Raw genomic sequence first — 22,520 nt, forward strand, 5'->3', positions numbered from 1 at the left:
GACGCCGTTCGCCCTTTATTTCGTTGTCTTCATGGCAGATTGTCGGACCTCATCCAATACCGGTCCGCCTCTCCCGCCGCCTCGCGCAACCTTCGTTACACGATCTTGTACTTTCGTATACAAAAAACGGGGCACAGCTCATCCGCCTACGCCCCAGGTGTGGCAATTCCATGAAATTGCTGGCAAATATTATGTTTAATCTTACCATCCCAATCTTATTATAGCAATTCAAAAATTTGGAGACTTTCGTCCCATTTTTGCCGCTCGTAAAAAAACGGGACCTGCAGAAAAAAGGGATTGTGTTGATTTTTGACGAATGTTAACTCTCAGCCTAAAAAAGTGGAGGGAGTCTCATTCATGAACGATCTGCTCGTATCGCCATTCGTCCCGGAGCAATTGAAAACCAAAGCGGATGGGACTTTTTCACGAATGTTTGTCGATCTGGCGCTGAAAAGCTTCGCCAGCCCCCACACCGGCTCCCTCTTGCTCGATCGGGACTGCAACCTGCTGATGGCCGGCGAATCGCTCGGCAAGAAGCTCGGTTATAGGACGGAAGAACTGGAGCGGATGAATCTTCAGACCTTAGTGCATCCCGGGGAGCTTCTCCTGTGCATGCATCATATGAGCCAGCTCGTATCGGGCCAGCTCTCCCGCTACGAAACCGAGATGCGCTGGCTCAGCGCGGACGGACAAACCTTATGGATGAGCGTTTATGCGGTCGAACTTAAGGACAGCGGCGACGGACCAGCTTACATATACATGCAAACCCAGGATATCACCGCGCAAAAAGATGCCGAAAGCGCGCTTCAGGAATCGCTCATCCGCATGACTTCCCTGCTCGAAACGTTTGCCGACGCTTACATTATGCTGAACCGAAGCGGACAGCTCGTCTATGTGAACCGGAACGCCGAGCAGCTCCTGCAGCTCAACCGGGAGGATATGCTCGGACACGGCATTCGGGGCACGGTGCCGGATTGGCTTGGCGCAAGCTTTTACAAAGCATGCTGGAGGGCGATAGAAGAATCGGCTCCCGTCTTTTATCAGGATTATTATCCATTGGTCAAAAAATGGCTGGAAGTCAGCTGCTATCCGGGCAAGCCCGGCTTGTCCGTCTTTATCCGCGACGTTACCCGGCACAAAGAGCAGGAGGAGACGCTCCGCGCAACCAAGCAGCAGCTTGATTCCATGATTGAGCATGCCGCGGACACCATAGCGATTCTCGACGCGGACCTTCGGCTGACCAAGGTGAACAAAGCGTTCATCGACTTGTTCGGCTATAGCGAAGCGGAGCTGCTCGGCGAGCGTCCGCCAAACATACCGGAGGAGCTGTGGATCGAGTCGGAGCTGCTGTTCCGCAAAGCGCTGCAGGGCAAGCAAATCCCCAGCTTCGAAACGAAGCGCAAGCGCAAAGACGGCACGCCGCTCGATATGAGCCTCACCATCTCGCCCGTTGTCGGCAAAGATCAGGACATTTCCGGGATCTGTATTATCGGGCGGGATATCAGCGAGAGCAAGGCTACCGAGGAGCTGCTGCGCAACTCGGAGAAGCTGTCGGTCGCCGGGCAGCTCGCCGTCGGCATTGCCCATGAAATTCGTAACCCGCTGACCTCGCTGAAAGGTTTTACGCAGTTTATGAAGGCGGCCGGGCATTACAAGGAGCATTACTTGGACATCATGTCGTCGGAGCTAACGCGCATCGAGCACATCATCAGTGAAATGCTGCTGCTGGCCAAGCCAAGACCGGCCACCTTTCATTATAAGCGGATCGGCCCCATTCTCGCCGATGTCCTCTCCCTTCTGGAAGCGCAAGCAAATCTGAACAGCGTCAGTTTCAAGACGCGGATCAAGCCGGACCTGCCTGCAGTTCGCTGTGAAGAGAATCAGTTAAAGCAGCTGTTCATCAATATCGTCAAAAACGCCGTCGAAGCAATGCCGCTGGGCGGAACCGTGGAAATTGTGGCGGCCTTGGCCGAGCCGGGCATGCTCTCGATCACCTTCCGGGACGAAGGCGACGGCATTCCCGCCGAGCTGCTTCAGCGGATCAGCGAGCCCTTCTATACGACAAAAGAAAACGGCTCGGGCCTCGGTCTGATGGTGAGCCAAAAAATCGTCACCGAGCACAAAGGCCGCATGGCCATCGCAAGCGAAGCCGGCGTGGGAACGACCGTGACAATAACGTTACCGGTTTAAAGCGTGTAAGAATCTTCCACAAGCCAAAGACCCCTTTACCATGGCGATAAAGGGGCCTTTTTGTGCGCACGAACGTTCGCATTTCTTAATTCAAAACCTTGTATCTCGCTTCCGTTTCCCCATCGATGATCCGACCGGTCGTCATAAAGCCGACACGCTCGTACAGCTTCCCGGCCGCCTCATTGTCCGGCACATAGCTGATGACGATCTCGGGACTGCAATCCTCCTGACGCTTGATCAGCTCCAGACCCAGCCGGATCGCAGCCTCACCGTAGCCCCGGCCTTGAAACCTTTTGTCGATCATCAGCCGCACGATCCAGTACAGCCCGTCTTCCGGGTCCTTGCCGTACATGAAAAAGCCGATCATCTTGTCTTCGTGATAAATGGAAAGCGGCGTGTACGATTTATCGTAGGCGGCTTGAATAATCGAATACCAGTTGGGAGCCACCATCTTCCGCTGCTCCTCCTTCACCTCCAGCTTCACGCAATCTTCCCAATTGTCCTCAGTAATAGCTTCGAATCTTACCGTCGGTGCGTTCCTCAAAGCGGTTCCTCCTCGCGTTGGTCTATAGACCCATCATACGGGACATGCCGCCGGAAGCGTAGGGAAGATTCGGGTATAAGCCGTTTTTTCGGTTTTACGTTTGAGGAAAGCAAGCGTGCGGAAGTCAATTTAAATTCCCAGTTTATTGTAATATTTGGCTCGCAAATTATGCTGCTGTTTTTGCCTTTCGAATTGTTCGGCATAACGGTCCATGTTACTTTCAACCAGCCCGCCCGGGCGGAAGGAATCCTGCTCCCTTTCGTCCGACCCCGGGATAGCTATTGGGGCGGATCGACGTATTCCTATCGACTCTTCGTCCGATGCTACCCGGTCAAGACGCTGCCGTTCTAACGCTTCAGCGTGCATTTGTTTCAAAAGCAAGGGCAGATTCCCCACTTGCTGCTTGGCCTGCTTCAATTTATGCTCGTCCGTCCAATTCGCGTAGACAAAGGCGGACAGATTCGTAATTTCGCTATCCATCCCCTGTTTGTACTCGCTGTCAAGATCGGTGTTCCCATCCAACCAACGAACCGCTTCCAAAAGCCGCCCTTGCAGCTTGTTCATGAGAAGAAGCGGGATATTCTCGTGCCCGTGCCGCTCGCCCAAGCCGTACTCGCTTCGAAACGGATTTTCCGTTCCCTGGATATTCATGTACTCCTCCATATTGGACCATGCATCCAAATTGTCCTGATCGTCGATCCATTCGATTAATTCGCCGGCATTGTCCGTTTTCGTCCCCTGCTGCATATGAAAAGCATGACCAAGCTCATGGGTTAACGTCGAGAATGTGGGAGCAATCAGCTCCTTCCCCGCAGTATCGACTAGCCGATTCCCATAGTAAAAAGACGATTCCTTTACGTCCGACGGCATCGTCACCTTCACGTCGGTGCCTTCCCCAAAAGCGTAATACTGCTCCGGCCGCCCTTGCAAAATCAGCACCACACCCAACTGATCTGACCTTTCCCTCCGCATGTCGTTCAGAGCGGAAATTCGTTCCTGCTTGGTCAAGCCGTCAAGTTTGATTTCCTTGTATTTGTCCCTCTCTCGTGGCTGTTCGGACAGCTTTTTCAGCTTGGCGTATTCCTTATTATCGCCTACCGGCGAGGCGGCTGCAGTCACTCCGTCATCCCTGGCGATGGAAAAAGGGGAGATTTCAATTTTTTTATCCGATTCGTTGATTCGTTCCATCAGCTCCCGGCCGAAATGGCTCTCCAATATTCGCGAGAATTCCGTCAGCATCTTCATCTTGAAGTCTCCGTGCCCCTCCTCCTCCGCGATTCGGATACTTCCGCTGCCTTGGATCAGCTTGTCCCACATCTTGCGTACCTTCCGCTGGCTATCTTTGTCCATCTGTTCAAATCCGGCTATGGGGAGATCGCTGTCTTCGGCTGTAGGCCTGCCACCCGTCACCGATTGCTTAACCAAAGCTTGACGTTCGTCATGAAGCAGATCCATGAGCGTTCTCATCTCGGGGGCTTCCGGGTCTTCTTGGAGATCGTCCGACTGCCGATGGACAAACCAGTGGAAGCAAGCCCGTTCAAGTGCGGAGAGCATGTTGATTTTAGTAGAAAGAGGGGCGTTCTCCGCTAATTTGTTGTACTCGGCAATGCGCTCTTTAAAGTCGTCGTCCAATCGGATGATCATGGGGGACATGTTGATTTTGCATTGGACCGGCGGACGGGTATAAGTATGCTGGGAACCGGTCAAGTAACGGATCGTCGCCTGATTCCCGAAACGTCGCTGCATTTGAGCGACGATGGCGGGGACGGAAGCAAGCTGCCGCGCCTTGTTGGAGCTGCCCAGGCGCTGCGTATAAAGAGGCTCCGGCGGAAGGGAATGCCGCTCCAGCATTTCAAGACCCGGCATTGGTTTCCGAACAGGACTTCCTGTGCTTTTCATCAAGATCACCGCTTCCCCAAGCTTTGTTGGTCACATTGTACCATATTTACCCATCCAAAAGGGATAACCTGTACCTCCCCCTCAACTTATGCTATGATAAACTTCGTGATTTCTCAGGGAGAGGCGGACTAGAGGCGTGGCCAAGCTATATTTTCGTTACGGAACGATGAACAGCGGCAAGTCGATCGAAGTACTGCGCGTCGCACACAATTACGAGGAGCAAGGAAAGAAAGTGCTGCTCTTTACCCCTGCGGTGGATAACCGGGACGGGGTCGGCGTCGTGGCTTCCCGCATCGGGATGCAGAAGGACGGCATCGTCGTTGACGACAGCCTGGACATGGTCGGGATGGCGGCGGCCGAGCGGCCGAACTGCATTCTGATCGACGAAGCGCAGTTTCTGAACAAGCAGCAGGTGCTGCAGCTTACGGAAATTGCGGATACGCTTGGCATCCCCGTCATTGCGTACGGGCTGCGGGCGGATTTTCTCGGCCAGCTGTTCGAAGGCAGCTACCATCTGTTTGCGCTGGCGGACAAAATCGAAGAAATCAAGACGGTCTGCTGGTACTGCGACCGCAAAGCGACGATGAATATGCGCCTTGCCGACGGCAAGCCGGTATTTGAGGGCGCACAGATTCAAATCGGCGGCAACGAAAGCTATTTGCCGGTATGCCGCAAATGCTACTCCATGCAAAAGAGCCAAACGCAACCCCATCATGAATAAAAAAAACGGAGCAAAGCGCCTCGGCGCCTTGCTCCGTTTTGCGTTTTAGACGGGCAGCGCCCAGTTGCCGGAGCGAAATACCGGCTCCCGTACGCCGTCCTGCGTAATCCCGTCGATGTTCATGTCGGCTGAACCGATCATGAAATCGACGTGCACAAGACTGCTGTTCGCCCCGTGTTGGGACAATTCCTCTTCCTTCATCTCCGTGCCGCCGTCCATATTGACCGGATACGCTTGTCCGAGAGCGAGATGGCTCGATGCGTTCTCATCGAACAGCGTGTTGTAAAAGATCAGATTCGTATTGGAGATCGGCGATTCGTGCGGAACCAAGGCGACTTCGCCAAGCTTGCGAGCTCCCTCGTCCGTATCAAGCAGCCGCTTCAGCATCTCGTAGCCTTTGTCCGCCGAGAAATCGACGACTTTGCCATCCTTGAACGTCAGGCTGAATCCGTCGATCAGCTGACCTCCGTGGTTCAGCGGCTTCGTGCTGCGGACAACGCCGTTGACGCCGTCATGCCGGGGCATCGTGAACACTTCCTCCGTCGGCAGGTTCGGGTTGAAGAAAATGCCCTTGGCATTCTCCTTCGCGCCGCCGAGCCAGAGGTGCTTCTCCGGCAGGTCCACGGTCAGGCTCGTGCCCGACGCTTCGTAGACGAGCTGCTTGTACCGCTTCTCGTTCAAATAGCTCACGGTCCGGGCCAGGCGGGCATTGTGCTCCTTCCAGGCTTCGACCGGATCGTCCGCGTTCACGCGGGTCGCTTCGAAAATGCGCTCCCACAATGCGTCGAGAGCAGCCTCCGGCGAGAGATCGGGGAATATTTTCAGTGCCCATTCCGGGGTTGCGTAAGCCATCAGCGTCCAGGACGCGCGGTGCGCCATCAACTGGCTGCGGTACCCTTTCAAAGCGGTAGAGGCCGTTTTGTTCGCCGTGGAGACCCGCTCCGGGTCGACGTCCTTCAGCAGATCGGGATTCGGCCCGTAAAATTGAATAAAGGCCGCATCGTTCTCCGCCAGCTCCTGCAAGCCCTGCGCCTTCCACATCGGATATTCGTGAAACGCTTCCATCGGCGCCATCTTGTATTTGATCCGCGTCAGCTCCTCGTCGTTCCACTCGACCATGACGTTCTTCGCGCCGGCTTCATAAGCCTTGACGGCGACAAGCCGGACCAGCTCTGCGGCGGCGACCGGGGCCATGACAACCACCGTTTGTCCCTGTTGTACATTGGCGCCTACCCGAACGGCCAGCGTTGCATATTTTTCCATTTTTTGGGCAAATGTGCTCATTAAAATTCCTCCACAAATGAAAGGTTGTCCTACGTTCCCAGTATAACGCTTTACGCCACACTTTACCAAATGATGTATACCGAAATGAACCCAAAAAAACCAGCCGCGAACGGCTGGCTGCGAATTCCGTTATTTTTTCGTTTTGGACTCCGCCACTTCCGAGTCCTGATTATTGCCGGGCTGGGACTTTTTGCCGTTGTTGTTGGCATTGTCTCGGGACATTAGGACGCCTCCTTCCGGGATTTGGGATCGCCCGTAGTGTGTCCGATCCGCCCGGCAGCCATACATGAAAACGTGCACTAGGCCCACTCCGCCAACAAGCGGTCAATTAACCGGACGAGATCGGCAGCCCGGTTCGGCGCATCCGCCGCCCCGTTCAGCAGGTCGAGCAGCGCGATCAGATCGGCCAGCTTGGACTTCAGCTCCCACCGTTCGGGCAGCGCCCCGCCCCCCTGCACGTAGCCGCGGATAAAATGACGCCCGAACTCGGAGCCCGGCGGTTCATAGCGAAGCATATTGCCGATGTCCACCAGCGGCGGACCGGCGAAGGCAAATTCCCAGTCCAGCACAGCCGTTACCTCGGCCCCTCCGGCACCGTCCGGCGCCAGCAGCACGTTCCGTCCGTTAAAGTCGGAATGGATCAAGGAGTATACCTTCGGCTGCTCTTCCAGCAGCCCGGCATGGCGCCTGCACATCGCCCATAGCGCTTCGGTCCGGCAGGAACCGAGCAAGCGGCCGGCCTCGCCGTGCATCAAGCTCTGCTCCGCGAAGCCGGTGAACATCGCTTCATCCAGCCGCATCGGCGTGCGGATCTCCAGCTCCGGGCCGAGGAGACCGGCCTTCTGAAACGGAAAAGCATGCACGCGTGCCAGCGTTCTGCCGAGTGCCGCCGCCGCGAAAGCGAGCTCTTCTTGGGAGACGGTCGTCCGCAGGGACGACAGCAGCTCCCCGTCATGCCATTCAAGCAATGCCCAAGGCCGCGGAAAGCGAGCGCACGAAGCATCCGTGTAGAGGAAGGCCGGGACCGGAACGACAGACCGGACCAGCCGGGCAATGGCCTCCTCCTTGCGAAGAACGTCCGCATCGCCACGATAAATGCGAAGCACATAAGACCTCTCCTCCCCGTGCATGCGGATTTTATAATTCGAATTGCTCAGCCCTGTTCCGAGCGACTGCGCGAATTCGACGGACCTTCCGGGGAACGCCGACTCCAGCAGCCCGTTCAGCTCCGCCAAGCTTAAGCGCACGAACGGCTCTCCTCGCTCCCAACCGGCTTTCTCCTGCCACTCGTCTTCTCCCGGTGCAGCGTTCTGCCGCGTATCCTCCATGCCGCCACGGCTCCTCTCCCGTTAATGCTCCATCGCAGACCGGATCGGCTGCCTTAAGCACCCGCCAGCTTTTTAAGCTCCTCGGCTTCGTTCGGATCTTTGGCGACCAGCTTGTCCACCCACGCCTGATCCGTCTTGCCCTGCTTCTGCAGCGCCGCCACGTACCAACGCGCGATATACCGCTGTACCGAGGAATCCAGGTTATCCGATAAGGCCGGGCGGAGGATGTCCGCCGCTTCCGCATACTTGCCTTGGTCGTAGGAAATTCTCCCCAAGACCAGAAACATCGGCTTCGTGATCTCGAAAGGAGGTACGCTGATCGAAGACGGAATCGATTTTAGCGACTCCCGTTTTTCCTGTACGTGCTGGTAAATGCCGACGGCCTTTTGATAATACGCGTCTCGTTCCGCCGGCTTCTTCCCCTCTCCCGCAGCGTATCCCATCTCGTACGAAAGCACCATCACCCGTTCGTACCACATCATGTCCCACGGGTATTTCGGGATCGACTCGCTCGCGATTGCCAACGCCTGCTGGGCATTGTCCTGAACCGCCCATTGATACCGGTACTCGTGGATGCCGTGCGCGTTAGGCTCGTTGTCCATATACCGGGCGGCAATCTGCTGGGCCTCCTGCAAATATTGCTTGTCCTTCGTCTGATTGTACACGTCGTTCAGGATGCGAATCTTCAGCAGCGCATAGTCCGCATTGGTCGAATGAAGCGCCATGGCGTTATCGATGAAGCCGATAAACTTCTCCAGTTGGACGGATTCCTGCGAAAGCTCGTTATACGCCTTGCCCGCTTCGGTGTTCGCTTTCAGCAGTCGAATCGATACGACGAGCATGCACAAGCTGAGCAGCAGGACGAACCCCGGATAGATCCATTTCGCTTTTCCCGATGTGATCGGCAGCTCCTGCTCCTTGGTCCCCGGCAAGGCAGCGCCCGCCAGCAGTCCTCCCAAGCCGATAAAAACAAGAGCGGACAAATAGCCGTAGCTTAAGTCGAAGTCCATAAAGCTGTGAGCAAGGATAGCGACTAACACGATGAAATAAACGAAATGCCGTCTTCCCTCCTCCGTCTCGTGATGCTTGATCACATGCCGCACGTAAAAGTACACGATGCAGCCGATAAAAGCAAACAGCAGCAGCGCGCCGGCCCAACCGATATCCGTCAAGGTCTGGAACAAAAAGTTATGGGCCTGATTCGAAGCGTAGCCGTAGCTTTGGTGGGATTGATACAGCGCGGCCCATGTCCCGCCGCCCTTCCCGAACAACGGCGCTTCGTTTACGATTTGCATCGCATCCTTGTAAAAATACCCCCGCTCCTGCACGCTGTGCTGCTGGAAGTTGATGCTTGCAATCCGCTGCTGGAGATTTTCCGGCAGCAGGTTGAGCACCCACTGGCTGTTCAACACGACCGCGATACCGATGCCGCCGACCAGCAGGATTACCAGCGGGAACCAGAGCCGGGCATAGCGAAGCTTGAATTTTTCCTCCAGCTTCCCGACCGCCGGAGGCACGTACTTGTGAATGACCGCCGACAGCAGCGCTACCACCACCGATCCGGCCGCCAATTGCAGCCATGCCTGCGCGGACAGCGCTGCGTTCGAGGTGTGGAACAATTCCGCTCCGATCCGCGTACTGGGCCCGGACAGGATGAAGGCGGTGACCGCCGCGATGCCCAGATTGAGGATCATGACGATTTGCCCGGACAAGCGGATAAAAGGCAGCAGAGCAAGCAGCACCACCGGCAGCAGCACGAGACCGCCGCGGGACAAGGTCAAGATGAGCGACAGCAGCGCCGGCGCCAAAATTAAGGCATTTCCTGCCGCCGCGGCCCATTTGGAGGAAGAAGCGATCATATACAGGGCGCCCAAAATGATGGCAATCAGATAGGCGGCATACGAGTTGGCGTAAGTGAAGGAAGACGTTAAACGCATGCCGTTGCTGTCGGCGATAATGACGCCATGGGCCTGAATGTTGCCGTACCAGACCAGCAGCCCGTAGATGACGAGCGCATACCCCGAGTACAGAATGCCGTGCTGAACGAGGGCCGCCCCTTTTTTGTTCCGGGCGAGCACCCAGCTGATGACAAAAAACGATGCATACATGAGCTCGGCGTACAATCCTTGAAGGGCCAAATACATGGACGCCGGACGGGTCAGCACGGGAATGAGATAAGCGAGCGGAATGAGCCATACCGCCAACAGCAGCATGTCCCGCTTGCCGGTCGCTTTAAACGAGGTCATCAAAAACAGCGAAGTCAGGAACAAAGCGATGTAAATAAAAATATAGGAGCTGTACAGCGGGAAGTTGTAGAAGATGTTGTTCCCCGGCTTGGCTTCGTAGGAGAACATCAGAAACAATCCCTGGTGAAACGGGGCGATGAACAGAAACAACAGGACGAATCCGAGCACCGAATAGAAAAGCAGCGATCCTTTTTCCTGCTCCCGGCTTTCCAGCCACTGCTTTCTTGAAACATAAGGCGTGTTCATTACGACAATTCAACTCCGTCTGTATGATGGGAAAAGGCCGGCGAAGGCCCATTCTCCCCCATTCATTAGACGCACCAAATCTGGATAATGTTTCTATATCCTCCCCGCATTTCATCATTTTCCCGGACAGCGCATAGGTTGAACTAGAACAAGTCTGCAAGCGAAAGGGGCGGAAGCCATGATGACCCGGGAACATGGGTTCAAGCTCGGAGTGCTCGTTTATCTGCTCGCTTGGTTCATCGGAAGCTTCTGGATGACAGGCGCCATCCGCAGCGGCCGTATCACGCAGTGGTTTGGGATCAAACTCCTTCCTCCCGTCACGGAGTACGCTTACTATGCGCTTGCCGGAGCCATCGGAGGCACAATGTACGCCATGCGCCTGTTCTTCGAATATTACGATAGCATGACCCCTCGCTGGTACTGGTGGTACCTGCTTCGCCCGATCAAATGCGCCGGAGCGGCCATGATGACGATCGTGCTGTTCAAAAGCGGCATTATGCTGCTCCAGACCGGCGCCTCGATGGAAGCGAAGATCGGCATCGCGTTTCTCGTCGGTTTCGGCTACGGCAAGCTGATGGATAAGCTGCGGACACTGACGGAGGCGCTGTTTAACGGAAGCGGCAACGGCGGCAAATCGGGGGACGACTCGCCCAAATAAGCTCAGGCAATGTGCCAAGGCCAGCGGAGCATGAATATCCTAGCATATCATGACCCGGAAGGAGATGCCTGAGCAGATGGATAACCAATCGCCGATCGAGTCGCTGCGGACTCAACTGCCTTCGCGAACGGTGGAGAACAAAATTTACATCGGAGAATTCACCTACGGTCATCCGGATATCCGGTCTTGGGGCGAGAGCAGCATTCTGATCATCGGCAAGTTTTGCTCCATTGCGGACCGAGTGACGATTTTTCTCGGCGGAGAGCACCGGCCCGATTGGGTAACGACGTATCCGTTCAACTCCTTGATGCCCAAGTACTCCTTCATTACAGGACATCCGAAGAGCAAAGGAAACGTGACCATCGGGCACGATGTCTGGCTTGCCTCGGGGGCGACGATTTTGTCGGGGGTTACGGTCGGGCACGGAGCGGTTGTCGGAGCGGGTGCCGTCGTCAGCAAGGACGTTCCGCCCTACGCTATCGTGGCGGGAAACCCGGCTAAGATCATCAAGTACCGGTTTCCCGAAGCGACGATTCAGCGCTTGCTCCGCATCGAATGGTGGGACTGGCCGCTGGACAAAATCGAACGGGCCGTCCCCTTGCTGCTGTCGGGCGACATGGATGCTTTTTTCCGCTATGGCGATACGGTCCCCTAGCCGCTGGCGGATCAAATTCCGGCCAGCTTGAGCACGTTCAGCAGCTTGTCGATATCGACGACGATATTGTCCGCGCCGACGGCGGGCTTAGGCGGGTATTCGATGTCGCACACGACCTCGTAATAATCGACGCCGGCATGGTGGCATATTTTCCAAAAATAGTTATCCACGACCGTACGCGGCGACAGCTCAATCAGCTTTGCTCCGGGAGGACAGAAAGTAATGTTGATATTGCTGCTGCCGAACGGAGCGACGACCACGCTGGCGGAGGAGTAGATCGCAATTTTATCCTGCATCGTCAGCGGCGTCGGAACGATCTTCGTAAATCCTTTCTCGCTCAGAACGCGCATCACTTCATCCTCGTTGACGACGAACCGCGCCGCAGCGTCCTGCCGGCTGACATATATCCGTTCATAGCCGCCGACTTGCCCGACCGGCTGCCCCTCTCCCAGCCGCTGGCGGAGAAACTGGTATGCCCACCTCGGACTTTTGCCTACCATTAAGGGAACTGCGGGCACGACAAGCTTGCTGGCCATCAGGTGATAATCGCTGCGGCTGACTTGAACCAGCTTATCCATCGGAAAGCCGAGCATGCTGAGAGACTCGTACTGAAACGGATGATGCAGCATGCCGATCAAATATTTGTCGATCGGGATGCCGCTTTGCTCAAGCAAATGAATGCGCGGCAGGATATCGTAGAACCAATGGCCGTACACGGCTTGGGTAAAGATGCCTTTCTCCGGCATATTCCATCCCCAGATCAAGGTAGCCACCGTTTCCGCCGTGCATTCCGGAGGCGGCAGCAGCATTCCGTCATGATCCGGGCAATACAGCTCCACATCGAGCAGCCGCTTGTTGTTCGAGGTAACCACGTAGCCGTTCCCGGTCATGACGCGCCCGTTCGGGACGACGGCGACGAAGGCCGGATCGAAATGACACTCGCTTGCCCAGCGCGGAGGATCGAATCCGCCAGGAGCCTCAAGATGAAGCTTCTCCCCGGGATGGATGATCTTGTAAAATTCCGGCATGAGGCTCCGGTCAAAGGCCGTGCAGTCCATCACCCAATCGATGGTTTTGTTGTAGACTTGATCGGGGATTGCGTACATCAATTTCCGCCTCCTATTCCTCGTTATTTTGCGGATGGCGGCTCGTCAAGTCCGGTCAATATAATGCGCGACAAGCTCATCCTTATGCGCCAACAGCGCCTGGAAAGCCGGGGGGCACCCCTTCGGGAAGAGGACGCCGAGGCCGTTGGAGTGAGGGAACTGGAGATGCGGATGCCCGCCGCTGAGCTTCTCCCACAAACGGTACACGCCGAAATCGCCCAGCCTGACCACGATATCGTGAAACAAAACGATGCCGTTCTCCGCCAGCTTCGGGTACCATGTCGTATAATCGTGCAGCACCGCATCATACGTATGGTAACCGTCAATGTGCAGCAGATCGACCGAACCGTCGGGAAAACCGGCCAGGGCCTGGTCGAAATGGCTGCGAACCAGATAACCGATCCCCGGAAACTCCCGGAGCGTCACGGATTGGACGGCCTCGTAGATAGGATCGCCGCCATAGTACCCGGTATGCATATCGCCCTGCCACGTATCGACAGCGAAGCAGCGGGCGGGCAAATTCCCGTCCTTGACCGCCTGGCAAAAGCTGAAAAAGGAAGTGCCGTAAAGCGTGCCCAGTTCCGCTATAAGACGCGGCTTGGCAAAGCGCACAAGATCGTAAGCGAAACGCCGGTGGCCGGACCATGCGCCGTTCGTCATATAGGTTAACGGCAGCTCGGGGGCGTGATCCGCGGCAAATCGTACAGGATGATATTCCCAATCCATCGAATAAACCACCGCCTTAAGGAAATCCCGATCTAACCTGCGGGTATGTCTTATTCTATGTCCAACTCATCCGGCCGGGATGGGCAGGTAAATAAGGGGAAAGGCACATTTTGAACCGATTTCCCTTTCATTGACTTGAAACGGACCGTAGCATACAATGGGATTGCATGACCGAACCGGCCGAAGCCTGGAAGCGGCCATGCTTTTTTTAGTTTAGGGATGAGAGGTGTGCTGATGGAAACCGCAAGAGAAGCGATCCTGTCCATTCGCGGCTTGCGAATGATGTATGGAGACCGCTACGTGCTCAGAGGAATCGATCTTGACGTATACCCGGGACAAATCATCGGGTATATCGGGCCGAACGGCGCGGGCAAAAGCACCACGATCAAAACGATGCTCGGCCTCGTGGAGGGCTACACCGGAGAAATCCGTATTTTCGGCAAGGACATCTCGGACGGCAGCGTGGATTATAAGCAGCGGATCGGGTATGTGCCCGAAACGGCCGAAGTGTACGACGCCCTGACGGCGAAAGAATATTTGACCTTTATCGGCAATCTGTACGGATTGGAGGACGAGCAGGCGGAATGGAAAGCCAAACGGCTGATCGACCTGTTCGGGCTGGAGGACGCGTATAATGCGCGGATCGTTTCGTATTCCAAAGGCATGCGCCAAAAGGTGCTGCTCATCTCCAGCCTGCTGCACAACCCGGACATTTTGTTTTTGGACGAACCCTTGAGCGGGCTGGATGCCAACAGCGTCATGGTGGTGAAAGAAATTTTGGCGCAGCTGGCCGCGAAGGGCAAGACGATCTTCTATTCCTCACACATTATGGATGTGGTCGAAAGGATCAGCAACCGCATCGTCCTGCTGGACGGCGGCGAAATTGTGGCGGACGGAAGCTTCGACGAGCTGAAGGCGCAGAGCCGGGAAGGGTCGCTCGAAGAGATCTTCAACCGGCTGACCGGCTTCCATGAGCATAAAGAGATTGCGGAACGATTCGTCTCCGTCGTGCAAGAGGTGTAGGCGATGATGGAATTCGTATCGCTTAAGGTGCTGGACCGGTTCAGGGCCCTGTTCGAGAGGCTCGGCGTCGATTACCCGTTGATGCGCAAAATTTTGCAGATCAAGCTGACGATGGACGGACGGCGGATGCCGACCATTTTCAATCAGTCTGCCAAAAAGAACCGGCAGGAGACGGCCGATCAGAACAATTTCGTGAAGTCCCTCGGCTTGTACGCCTTGCTGGGGCTGACTATGGTTCCTTTCGTCGTGATGGGCGACAACTATATGTTTCAGATGAGCTTTGTGTTCGGCCTGTTAATGTTCCTGGTCATGACTTCCTTAATCTCGGACTTTTCTACCGTTCTGCTCGATATCCGGGACCGGAACATTATCGCCTCGAAGCCGGTCAACCGGCGGACGATCGGCATGGCGAAGACGCTGCATATTTTGCTTTATTTGTTCTTTTTGACCGTAGCGCTCTGCGCAGCGCCGATGATTGCGGCAATCGTCAAGCATGGCGTGTTGTTTTTTCTCTTGTTTGTGGTCGAAATCGTACTGACGGACGTGCTGATTGTCGCTGTGACGGCCTTTTTGTATATGCTGATTCTGAAGTTTTTCGACGGGGAAAAGCTGAAGGACATGATCAATAACGTGCAAATTGCGCTATCTATCGCGATTACCGTCGGTTACCAATTCGTCGGACGGTCATTCGACCTCATGCAGCTTCACATCGCGTTCGAACCGAAATGGTGGCAGGTCTTCCTCCCTCCCCTGTGGTTTGGCGCGCCGTTCGAATGGCTGCTGCGCGGTCAGGCGGCCCCGCATTTCATCGTCTTTACGCTGCTGGCGTTCGTCACGCCGATCGTTTCGATTCTGATCTACACGAACCTGATGCCCTTCTTCGAGCGCAGCTTGCAGAAGCTGGCGAACGACGGCTCGAAAAGAGGCAAAGAACATAGCCGATGGCTGGATGTTGTTTCCAGGTTTGTATGTTCCGGTCGGGAGGAGCGCACCTTTTTCCGGTTCGGCTCCCTAATGATGGGCAACGAAAGGGAGTTCAAGCTCAAGGTATATCCATCCCTTGGCTTCTCGATCGTGTTTCCGTTCATTTTCTTTTTCAACGTGCTGCGGACCCAGTCCTTCAGCGAAATCGCAGCGAGCAAATGGTATCTGAACATTTATTTCTGCGCGCTGCTGATTCCGACCGTCGTTATGATGCTGCGATATTCGGGTAAGCACAAGGGCTCGTGGCTCTATAAAACGATGCCCTTGCCAAATCCGGCGCCTATTTTCCGCGGAACGATCAAAGCGTTCCTCGTCAGGCTGTTTATGCCCGTGCTCCTGATCGAGAGCGTTATTTTTCTCGCGCTGTTCGGGGTGCGCATCGTCCCGGATTTAATCGTCGTCGCATTGAACGCGCTGCTGTACACGGTCATTTGCTTCCGGATTTTCCGCAAGGCGCTGCCGTTCTCGGAGTCCTTCGAGGCGGTAAAGCAGAATGACGGCCTCATGATCTTGCCGCTTCTGCTGCTCCTCGCTCTGTTCGCCGGCGTGCATCTGGCCAGCACGTTCATCACCGGCGGGGTCTACGCGTATATGGCGCTGCTGGTCGTGCTGAATGTCGTGGTCTGGCGGAAAGGATTTGCCATCTCGTGGGATGACGTACGGGACAAGGGATGAGGGATGAATGATGAGCATCAGCCGGCTTCAGGCATGAAAAGAACCTCCGTTTCCACGATATCGGTGGATTCGGAGGTTCTTTGATTTCTGCCGTTGCTAGTGCTGCTGCGCGAACATTGGGGGGCCATGCATTTATCTGGAGCGCCGAAAAATTAGAGGAACTGTGATGCGCTATTACAGCCAATCAGCCGTTTGTTCTGACCATAGAGGATCTGAGGTGCGCTAATGATGTCCCCCGAGGCAGCACGAACATTTTTCGACACGATTAAGTCACCTTTTGTTCCGCTATGCTTCGATGCCAGGGCCAAAAACGCCGCTTTACGCATCGTAGTTCCTCTATGCTCGAACAGAGGCCGCCCATGATTCGGACCTTCACCGATTGCGCATTTGCTGCGGGGCCCGGCCGGAATTGGATGGGCTTCCCCCGTCTGATTGCACAAAGATTGGGCAATCGAGATTCGTTCGCGCGATTCTGCGAAGATTGGCAATCGATCTCCCCCGCACGACTCCGTCCAAAAGGTTCAACCGTCGAGCCCCCAGCCTGATTCTGCGAAGAATCGCCCTGCCTTACCGCGGACTCACGCTCTCCCGCACGATCAGCTCGGTGTCCAGCATGAGCCGGTGGCTTACCTTGCGGCCTTCGAGCAGATCGATCAGCATCTGGGCGGCCTGATACCCCATCTCGTATTTGTTCTGGTTTACGGTTGTGAGCGCTGGCGAGCAGTACGCCGTCACGTCGATATTGTCGAAGCCGACGACGGAAATTTGTCCCGGCACTTGAAGCCCTAAGCCGCGGACGGCCTGTAAAGCCCCGAGCGCCATCAGATCGCTGATGCAGAACAGCGCCGTAATGTCGGGCTGCTGCGCCAGCAGCCTGTACACCGCTTCCTTGGCTCCCGCCTCGGAGAAGGAACCGTCCATGACGAGCGACTCGTCGAACGGGAGGCCGAAGCGCTCCAGCGCCTGCTTGTACCCTGACAGCCGCTGCACGCTGACGTCCGCCTGGGAATGGCCGTTGATGACACCGATTTTGCGGTGGCCCGCCTCCAGCAAATAGCTGACGGCACGATTCGCGCCGCCGACGTTATCGGAGGTCACATACCCGACGTTCGGCCCCTCCAGCGGAATGTCGATGAGCACGCAAGGAATTTGAGACGAAACGACTTCCTTCAAGTACTCGTCGTCCAAGCGGATGCCCATAATAATGACGCCGTCCACGCCGCGCTCCTGACACAGCGTTTTGTATGATTTGATTTTTTGCTTTTGCGGCGTTGTGCTGAACAGCACGAGATCGTAATCAAGCTCTCCCGACCGGTCGTTCATGCCGCATAATATTTCAAAGGCGATATTATCCTTCGAGCTGGCCCTCGTCACGTTGGACAACAGCAGACCGAGCGTTTTCGTTTTCTTCGAGATCAGCGAGCGGGCGGCCATATTCGGGCTGTACCCGAACTCTTGCGCAATATCCTTGATCTTCTGGCGCGTAACTGCATTGACGTCGTCATACCCGTTCAGCGCCCGCGATACGGTTGTGACGGACACGCCGGCCGCCTTGGCGATATCTTTAATCGTAACCATGTTCTCTCCTCCGAAACGTTTTGAATCTATATTTTTATGTTGTTGGCAGCCGTAAAAAAATATTTGCTAAAAAAAGCAGTTGTAAATGCTTTCAGCTTGCAATATAATCAAGTATATCGTATCCAAAACGTTTTGGAAAGAGAATTTTCCTTTCTTTTGCAGAGAAGAAATATTTTTTTATCGGTTTTCCGAAACGTTTCGGATAGCTCTTATATAAGTGAGGTGACCGCATTGGATTATCGAATCATCAAAGAAAACGATCTCTTCCTCTACTCCGACAAGGACGGCGATATTCCGCAAGGTCATCCGTCCGGCTTCGGGCTTTATACCAAGGATACCCGCTTTCTGAGCCGGCTGGAAATCGCCATCAACGGGCAAAAGCCGGTGCTGCTGTCCTCCGCAGCGGATGCGAACTACATATCCGTCATCCGGCTGACGAATCCGCATATGGAGCGCAGCGGCGAGCTGATTCTGTGGCGGGAATCCGTCGAGATCGAGCGCACGCGGTTTATTTACGAAGGCGGGCTCTATGAAACCTTCCGCCTGACCAGCTATTATCCGAAGCCGATCGAGTTCGACTTCTCAGTGCTGGCCGACGCCGATTTTGCGGATATGTTCACGGTACGCGGCTTCCAGCACGGCGAGACGGGCCATAAGACAGGAACGCAGAGACAGAACGGCGGGCTGACGATCGGCTACGCCGGTGTGGACCATGTCGCCCGGGAAACCCGCATCGCTTGGCAGCCGCAGGAAAGCTCCATCGACGAGACGACGAACACCGTCAGCTTCCGGGTTCGCCTCGATCACCGCGAGAGCCGGGAAATCACGTTCTTCGTCGCGCCGTTCGTGAACGGAGAAGGCCCCCGGTTTTACGACCCGCAAGTGGCGATGGCGAAGCTCGAAGCGAGCTATGGCGACTGGAACGCCGGATCGACGGCCGTCCGCAGCGACAACGCCGCTTTTGATAAGCTGTTCCACCGTGGGGTGCAAGACCTGCGCGTGCTGCTGACCGATGTCGGCTACGGATCATTCCCGGTGGCCGGGCTTCCGTGGTATTCGGTTCCGTTCGGACGCGACAGCCTGATCGCCGCGCTGCAGATGCTTTCGCTGAACCCGCAGGCGGCGAAAGGCACCCTGCTCACGATGGCCGCCTACCAAGGTCAGAAGGAAGATCCTTGGCAGGACGAGACGCCGGGCAAAATCATGCATGAAATCCGCTACGGCGAGCTGGCCGGCGCCGGGATGGTGCCGTTCGCCCCGTATTACGGAACGATAGACGCGACGCCGCTCTTCCTGATGCTGGCCGCGGAATATTACCACTGGACGAACGATCTGGCGCTGATCGAGCAGCTGATGCCGAACCTCGAAGCGGCGCTCGCCTGGATCGAGCGTTACGGCGACCGGGATGGCGACGGCTTCGTGGAATACTTCCAGGAATCTTCCAAGGGCATCGCCAACCAAGGCTGGAAGGATTCAGCCGACTCCGTCGTTCACCGCAGCGGGGATTACGGCCAGGCGCCGATCGCGCTTGTCGAAGTGCAAGGATACGTATATCAGGCGAAAACGCGCCTGGCTCCGATCTTCCGCACACTCGGCCGCAGCGGTGACGCCGACCGTCTGGAACAAGAAGCAGCCGCGCTTCGTGAGCGCTTCGAGCAGTCGTTCTGGATGGAAGACGAGCAGTATTACGCCATTGCGCTGGACCGGGACAAACGGCAGGTGCAGTCGGTGACCTCGAACACCGGCCACATTCTGATGTCCGGCATCGCGTCGCCGGAGCGGGCTCGCGCCGTCGCGTCACGACTCGTCGCGGACGATATGTTCGGCGGCTACGGCATCCGCACGATGAGCACCGGCTCGTCCGGGTACAACCCGATGAGCTACCATAACGGCAGCGTGTGGCCGCACGACAACTCTCTCTGCCTGCTTGGACTTAGCCTCGGCGGCTTCGAGACCGAAGCGGTGAAGGTGATGCAGGGGCTGATGAAAGCGGCGGATGGCTTCGAATATGCCAGACTGCCGGAGCTGTTCTGCGGCTATACGGATGAGCTTGGGCATCCCGTGCCTTATCCGGTCGCCTGCTCGCCGCAGGCATGGGCCGCGGGCACACCGCTGACGTTCCTGCAGACGATGCTGGGCATTCGTCCAGACGCCTTGTCGGGAACGATCCGGCTGCGGCCGCTGCTGCTCCCCGGCATGAACGAGCTGGAAGTGACGAACCTGCGCATCGGCCAAGGAACACTGCATTTACGGGTCAGCAGAACCGGAGACGTCGCCGCGCCGTATCAAGTGGACATTTTAGAGAATTATACGGGGTATCAAGTTCTTATTCAACCATTTGAGGGGGATGTTGTGAAATGAAAAAATCGCTATCCGTCATTCTCTCCGTAGGTCTGGCTTCCAGCATGGTGCTGGCGGGCTGCGCCAAAGAAGAAGCCAAGCCGGCTCCGGCCGGCGATGCGCCGAAAAGCGGCGAACCTGTAACCGTAACGCTGGCCGGTTGGGGATCGTCGCCGGAGGAGCAGGATTTGCTCAAGCAGACAATTCAAGAGTTCGAAAGCAAGCATCCGAACGTCAAAGTCAAATACGAAGTGATCGCCGACCAGTATATGGACGTCATCAAGACGCGGCTTATCGGCGGCGAAGGCCCCGACGTGTTTTATCTGGATGCGTTCGAAGCTCCGGCTCTGATCGAGAAGAGTGTCATCGAGCCCCTCGACAGCTACGTGAAGCCTGAATTCGACGTGGCCGACTTCGAAGAGCCGCTGCTGAACGCGTTCAAGGTCGGCGGCAAAACGTACGGCTTCCCGAAAGACTCCTCCACGCTGGCCATGTTCTACAACAAGAAGCATTTCGAAGAGGCGGGCATTACCAAGCCGCCGACCACGTGGGAAGAGCTGCAGGATGCCGCGAAAAAGCTGACCAAAACCGAAGGCGGCAAAACCGTCCGCTTCGGCTTCGGCGTCGCTCCCGAGCTGGCGCGGCAAATGTACATGGCGCAGGCGTTCGGCGGCAAAGTGTCCGACGACAAAGGCAACGCCGCTTTCGCTTCTCCGGAAGCGCTCAAAGGGCTGCAGCTCGTCGTTGACCTGCACAACAAGGACAAATCGTCCGGCGAGCCGAAGGAAGTCGGCGCAGGCTGGGGCGGCGAGATGTTCGGCCAAGGCAAAGCGTCCATCGTCTTCGAAGGCAACTGGGCGATTCCGTTCCTGAACAACAACTATAAAGATCTTCAATACGCTACGGCCGAGCTGCCGACAGTAAACGGCAAAAAAGGCACGATGGCCTTCACGGTCGCCTATGTCATGAACAAGGCGTCCAAGAAAAAAGAAGCTTCCTGGGAGCTGATTTCGTACCTGACCGGCAAGGAAGGTATGAAAACGTGGACCAGCAAAGGGTTCGCCCTGCCGACGCGCAAATCCGTCGCGAAAGAGCTCGGCTACGACAAGGACCCGCTGCGCGGCGCCCTGGTTGCGGGCTCGGCTTATGCGACGCCATGGCAAGCAGGACCGACGCTGCCGACGGTCATGAACAATTTCAACAACCAGTTCCTCGACGCGTTCCTGGGTAAATCCTCGCTGGAAGACGCGATGAAAAAAGCGCAGGAAACTGCCAATAAAGAAATTGCTGCCGGCAAATAACGAAGCTGAACCGGGAGGGGGCTGCCCCTCCCTTCATCCACTTAAAAAGCGGGGGACGTCATCCTGTTCAGTCTGACACAGTTCCCTGCCTCTTTTGAAAGGGAGGTTTCCCTATGGCAAGCCGTTCGGTTTGGAAGCGGAAGCTCAGAAGCACGATAACCGGCTATTTGTTTTTGCTCCCTACCCTGCTGGTTATCGGCACGTTTTTGTTTTTACCCGTCTTTTATTCGCTGTTCCTGTCGTTTCATAAAGTGAATCTGCTGGGCGACGTCAGCTACAAGTTTGTCGGATTCAGCAACTTCGAACGGATGGCGCAGGACGAACGGGCATGGATCGCGCTGAAAAACACCGCCTCCTTCGCCGTCTTCGTCGTGCCGCTGCAAACGGCGCTAGCGCTCGGACTCGCGTCCATTTTGAATGCGAAGCTGAAATTCCAAAATTTTTTCCGCATCGTCTTCTTTATGCCGACCGTGACCTCGTCCGCCGTACTGACGCTCATTTTCATGTGGATCTATAACTCCAACGGGCTGCTCAACAAGGCGCTGCAAGCGATCGGACTGCCCGGCTACAACTGGCTCGGTGATCCCGCAGTGGCGCTTAAGGGGATCATGCTGATGAACATCTGGTCGACGGCGCCGTTTTTCATGGTCGTCTTTCTCGCGGCACTGCAGGACATTCCGGATGCGCTCTACGAATCGGCGATGCTGGACGGAGCGGGCGCGTGGAAACGATTCACCGCCATCACACTGCCGATGCTGAAGCCGGCGACCTTCTTCACCGTCGTCATGGGCATTATCGGAACGTTCCAGCTGTTCGACCAGTCGTACATTTTCTCGGCGGGATCCGGGGGGCCGAACAACTCCACCCTGACCGTGGCGCTGCTGATTTACCAGTACGCATTCAAAAATTTGGACTTCGGCTACGCCTCCGCCCTCGCCGTCGCGCTGGCTCTGGTCATCATGATCGCGACGCTGCTGCAGCGGAAGCTGTTCGCCGAAGAGAAGCTGAACTGAGGA

At 56.1% G+C, this 22,520-nt stretch carries 17 protein-coding genes; 9 read left to right on the forward strand and 8 right to left on the reverse strand.

Annotation, left to right across the window (positions count from 1 at the left end; all coding sequences use genetic code 11):
- The first annotated feature begins 357 nt into the window (after positions 1–357).
- The gene (locus PEL01S_RS17675) at positions 358–2,190 is read left to right on the forward strand and encodes a PAS domain S-box protein (RefSeq protein WP_127461235.1); all 1,833 of its coding nucleotides are present in this window, start codon (positions 358–360) and stop codon (positions 2,188–2,190) included.
- An 85-nt stretch (positions 2,191–2,275) separates the two neighbouring features.
- Here PEL01S_RS17675 and PEL01S_RS17680 read toward each other — a convergent pair whose 3' ends face one another.
- A complete protein-coding gene (locus PEL01S_RS17680) occupies positions 2,276–2,734 on the reverse strand; it encodes a GNAT family N-acetyltransferase (RefSeq protein ID WP_127461236.1) in 459 nt (152 codons plus the stop codon).
- Positions 2,735–2,863: 129 nt separating this feature from the next.
- A complete protein-coding gene (locus tag PEL01S_RS17685) occupies positions 2,864–4,636 on the reverse strand; it encodes a M91 family zinc metallopeptidase (RefSeq protein ID WP_127461237.1) in 1,773 nt (590 codons plus the stop codon).
- Positions 4,637–4,769: 133 nt separating this feature from the next.
- On the opposite strand from PEL01S_RS17685, the gene PEL01S_RS17690 reads away from it, so the two are divergent.
- Complete coding sequence (locus PEL01S_RS17690) at positions 4,770–5,354, forward strand: thymidine kinase (protein WP_063177534.1); 585 nt, start codon at positions 4,770–4,772, stop codon at positions 5,352–5,354.
- Positions 5,355–5,399: 45 nt separating this feature from the next.
- Here the strand turns inward: PEL01S_RS17690 and PEL01S_RS17695 are convergent, their stop codons facing one another.
- From PEL01S_RS17695 to PEL01S_RS17705, 3 genes are all read right to left on the reverse strand, one after another.
- The gene (locus PEL01S_RS17695; protein ID WP_127461238.1) at positions 5,400–6,638 is read right to left on the reverse strand and encodes an aminopeptidase; all 1,239 of its coding nucleotides are present in this window, start codon (positions 6,636–6,638) and stop codon (positions 5,400–5,402) included.
- 299 nt (positions 6,639–6,937) lie between these two features.
- Positions 6,938–7,966 carry a phosphotransferase family protein gene (locus PEL01S_RS17700; protein ID WP_127461239.1) on the reverse strand — a complete coding sequence of 343 codons (1,029 nt, stop codon included), beginning with the start codon at positions 7,964–7,966 and terminating at the stop codon, positions 6,938–6,940.
- A 53-nt stretch (positions 7,967–8,019) separates the two neighbouring features.
- Positions 8,020–10,458 (reverse strand): O-antigen ligase family protein, encoded by a 2,439-nt coding sequence (locus PEL01S_RS17705; RefSeq protein ID WP_127461240.1) that lies wholly within the window; start codon positions 10,456–10,458, stop codon positions 8,020–8,022.
- Positions 10,459–10,636: 178 nt separating this feature from the next.
- Here PEL01S_RS17705 and PEL01S_RS17710 point away from each other — a divergent pair, with 178 nt between their 5' ends.
- Together PEL01S_RS17710 and PEL01S_RS17715 are read left to right on the forward strand one after the other, a co-directional pair.
- Complete coding sequence (locus tag PEL01S_RS17710) at positions 10,637–11,116, forward strand: hypothetical protein (RefSeq protein WP_127461241.1); 480 nt, start codon at positions 10,637–10,639, stop codon at positions 11,114–11,116.
- A gap of 76 nt (positions 11,117–11,192) precedes the next feature.
- Complete coding sequence (locus tag PEL01S_RS17715; protein WP_127461242.1) at positions 11,193–11,771, forward strand: CatB-related O-acetyltransferase; 579 nt, start codon at positions 11,193–11,195, stop codon at positions 11,769–11,771.
- A gap of 11 nt (positions 11,772–11,782) precedes the next feature.
- Here PEL01S_RS17715 and PEL01S_RS17720 read toward each other — a convergent pair whose 3' ends face one another.
- Both PEL01S_RS17720 and PEL01S_RS17725 read right to left on the reverse strand, forming a co-directional pair.
- Positions 11,783–12,877 (reverse strand): glycosyltransferase family 61 protein, encoded by a 1,095-nt coding sequence (locus PEL01S_RS17720; protein ID WP_127461278.1) that lies wholly within the window; start codon positions 12,875–12,877, stop codon positions 11,783–11,785.
- A gap of 45 nt (positions 12,878–12,922) precedes the next feature.
- The gene (locus PEL01S_RS17725; protein ID WP_127461243.1) at positions 12,923–13,603 is read right to left on the reverse strand and encodes a class I SAM-dependent methyltransferase; all 681 of its coding nucleotides are present in this window, start codon (positions 13,601–13,603) and stop codon (positions 12,923–12,925) included.
- A gap of 234 nt (positions 13,604–13,837) precedes the next feature.
- Between PEL01S_RS17725 and PEL01S_RS17730 the strand changes: the two genes are divergently transcribed.
- Positions 13,838–14,626 carry an ABC transporter ATP-binding protein gene (locus PEL01S_RS17730; RefSeq protein ID WP_127461244.1) on the forward strand — a complete coding sequence of 263 codons (789 nt, stop codon included), beginning with the start codon at positions 13,838–13,840 and terminating at the stop codon, positions 14,624–14,626.
- Between the two features lie 3 nt (positions 14,627–14,629).
- A complete protein-coding gene (locus PEL01S_RS17735) occupies positions 14,630–16,285 on the forward strand; it encodes a hypothetical protein (protein WP_127461245.1) in 1,656 nt (551 codons plus the stop codon).
- Between the two features lie 567 nt (positions 16,286–16,852).
- Here the strand turns inward: PEL01S_RS17735 and PEL01S_RS17740 are convergent.
- On the reverse strand, positions 16,853–17,863 hold the full coding sequence (locus tag PEL01S_RS17740) for a LacI family DNA-binding transcriptional regulator (protein ID WP_063177544.1): 1,011 nt from the start codon (positions 17,861–17,863) through the stop codon (positions 16,853–16,855).
- A gap of 231 nt (positions 17,864–18,094) precedes the next feature.
- Between PEL01S_RS17740 and PEL01S_RS17745 the strand changes: the two genes are divergently transcribed.
- The 3 genes from PEL01S_RS17745 to PEL01S_RS17755 all read left to right on the forward strand — a co-directional run bounded on the left by PEL01S_RS17745 (position 18,095) and on the right by PEL01S_RS17755 (position 22,517).
- A complete protein-coding gene (locus PEL01S_RS17745) occupies positions 18,095–20,224 on the forward strand; it encodes an amylo-alpha-1,6-glucosidase (protein WP_108532705.1) in 2,130 nt (709 codons plus the stop codon).
- Positions 20,221–21,504, forward strand: a complete 1,284-nt coding sequence (locus tag PEL01S_RS17750; protein ID WP_127461246.1) for an ABC transporter substrate-binding protein — start codon at positions 20,221–20,223, stop codon at positions 21,502–21,504. Before PEL01S_RS17745 ends, PEL01S_RS17750 begins: the two co-directional genes overlap by 4 nt.
- A gap of 113 nt (positions 21,505–21,617) precedes the next feature.
- Positions 21,618–22,517, forward strand: a complete 900-nt coding sequence (locus PEL01S_RS17755) for a carbohydrate ABC transporter permease (RefSeq protein WP_063177546.1) — start codon at positions 21,618–21,620, stop codon at positions 22,515–22,517.
- Positions 22,518–22,520 lie beyond the last annotated feature (3 nt).

It is taken from the genome of Paenibacillus elgii NBRC 100335 (genome assembly GCF_004000865.1).
Taxonomy (GTDB): domain Bacteria; phylum Bacillota; class Bacilli; order Paenibacillales; family NBRC-103111; genus Paenibacillus_G; species Paenibacillus_G elgii.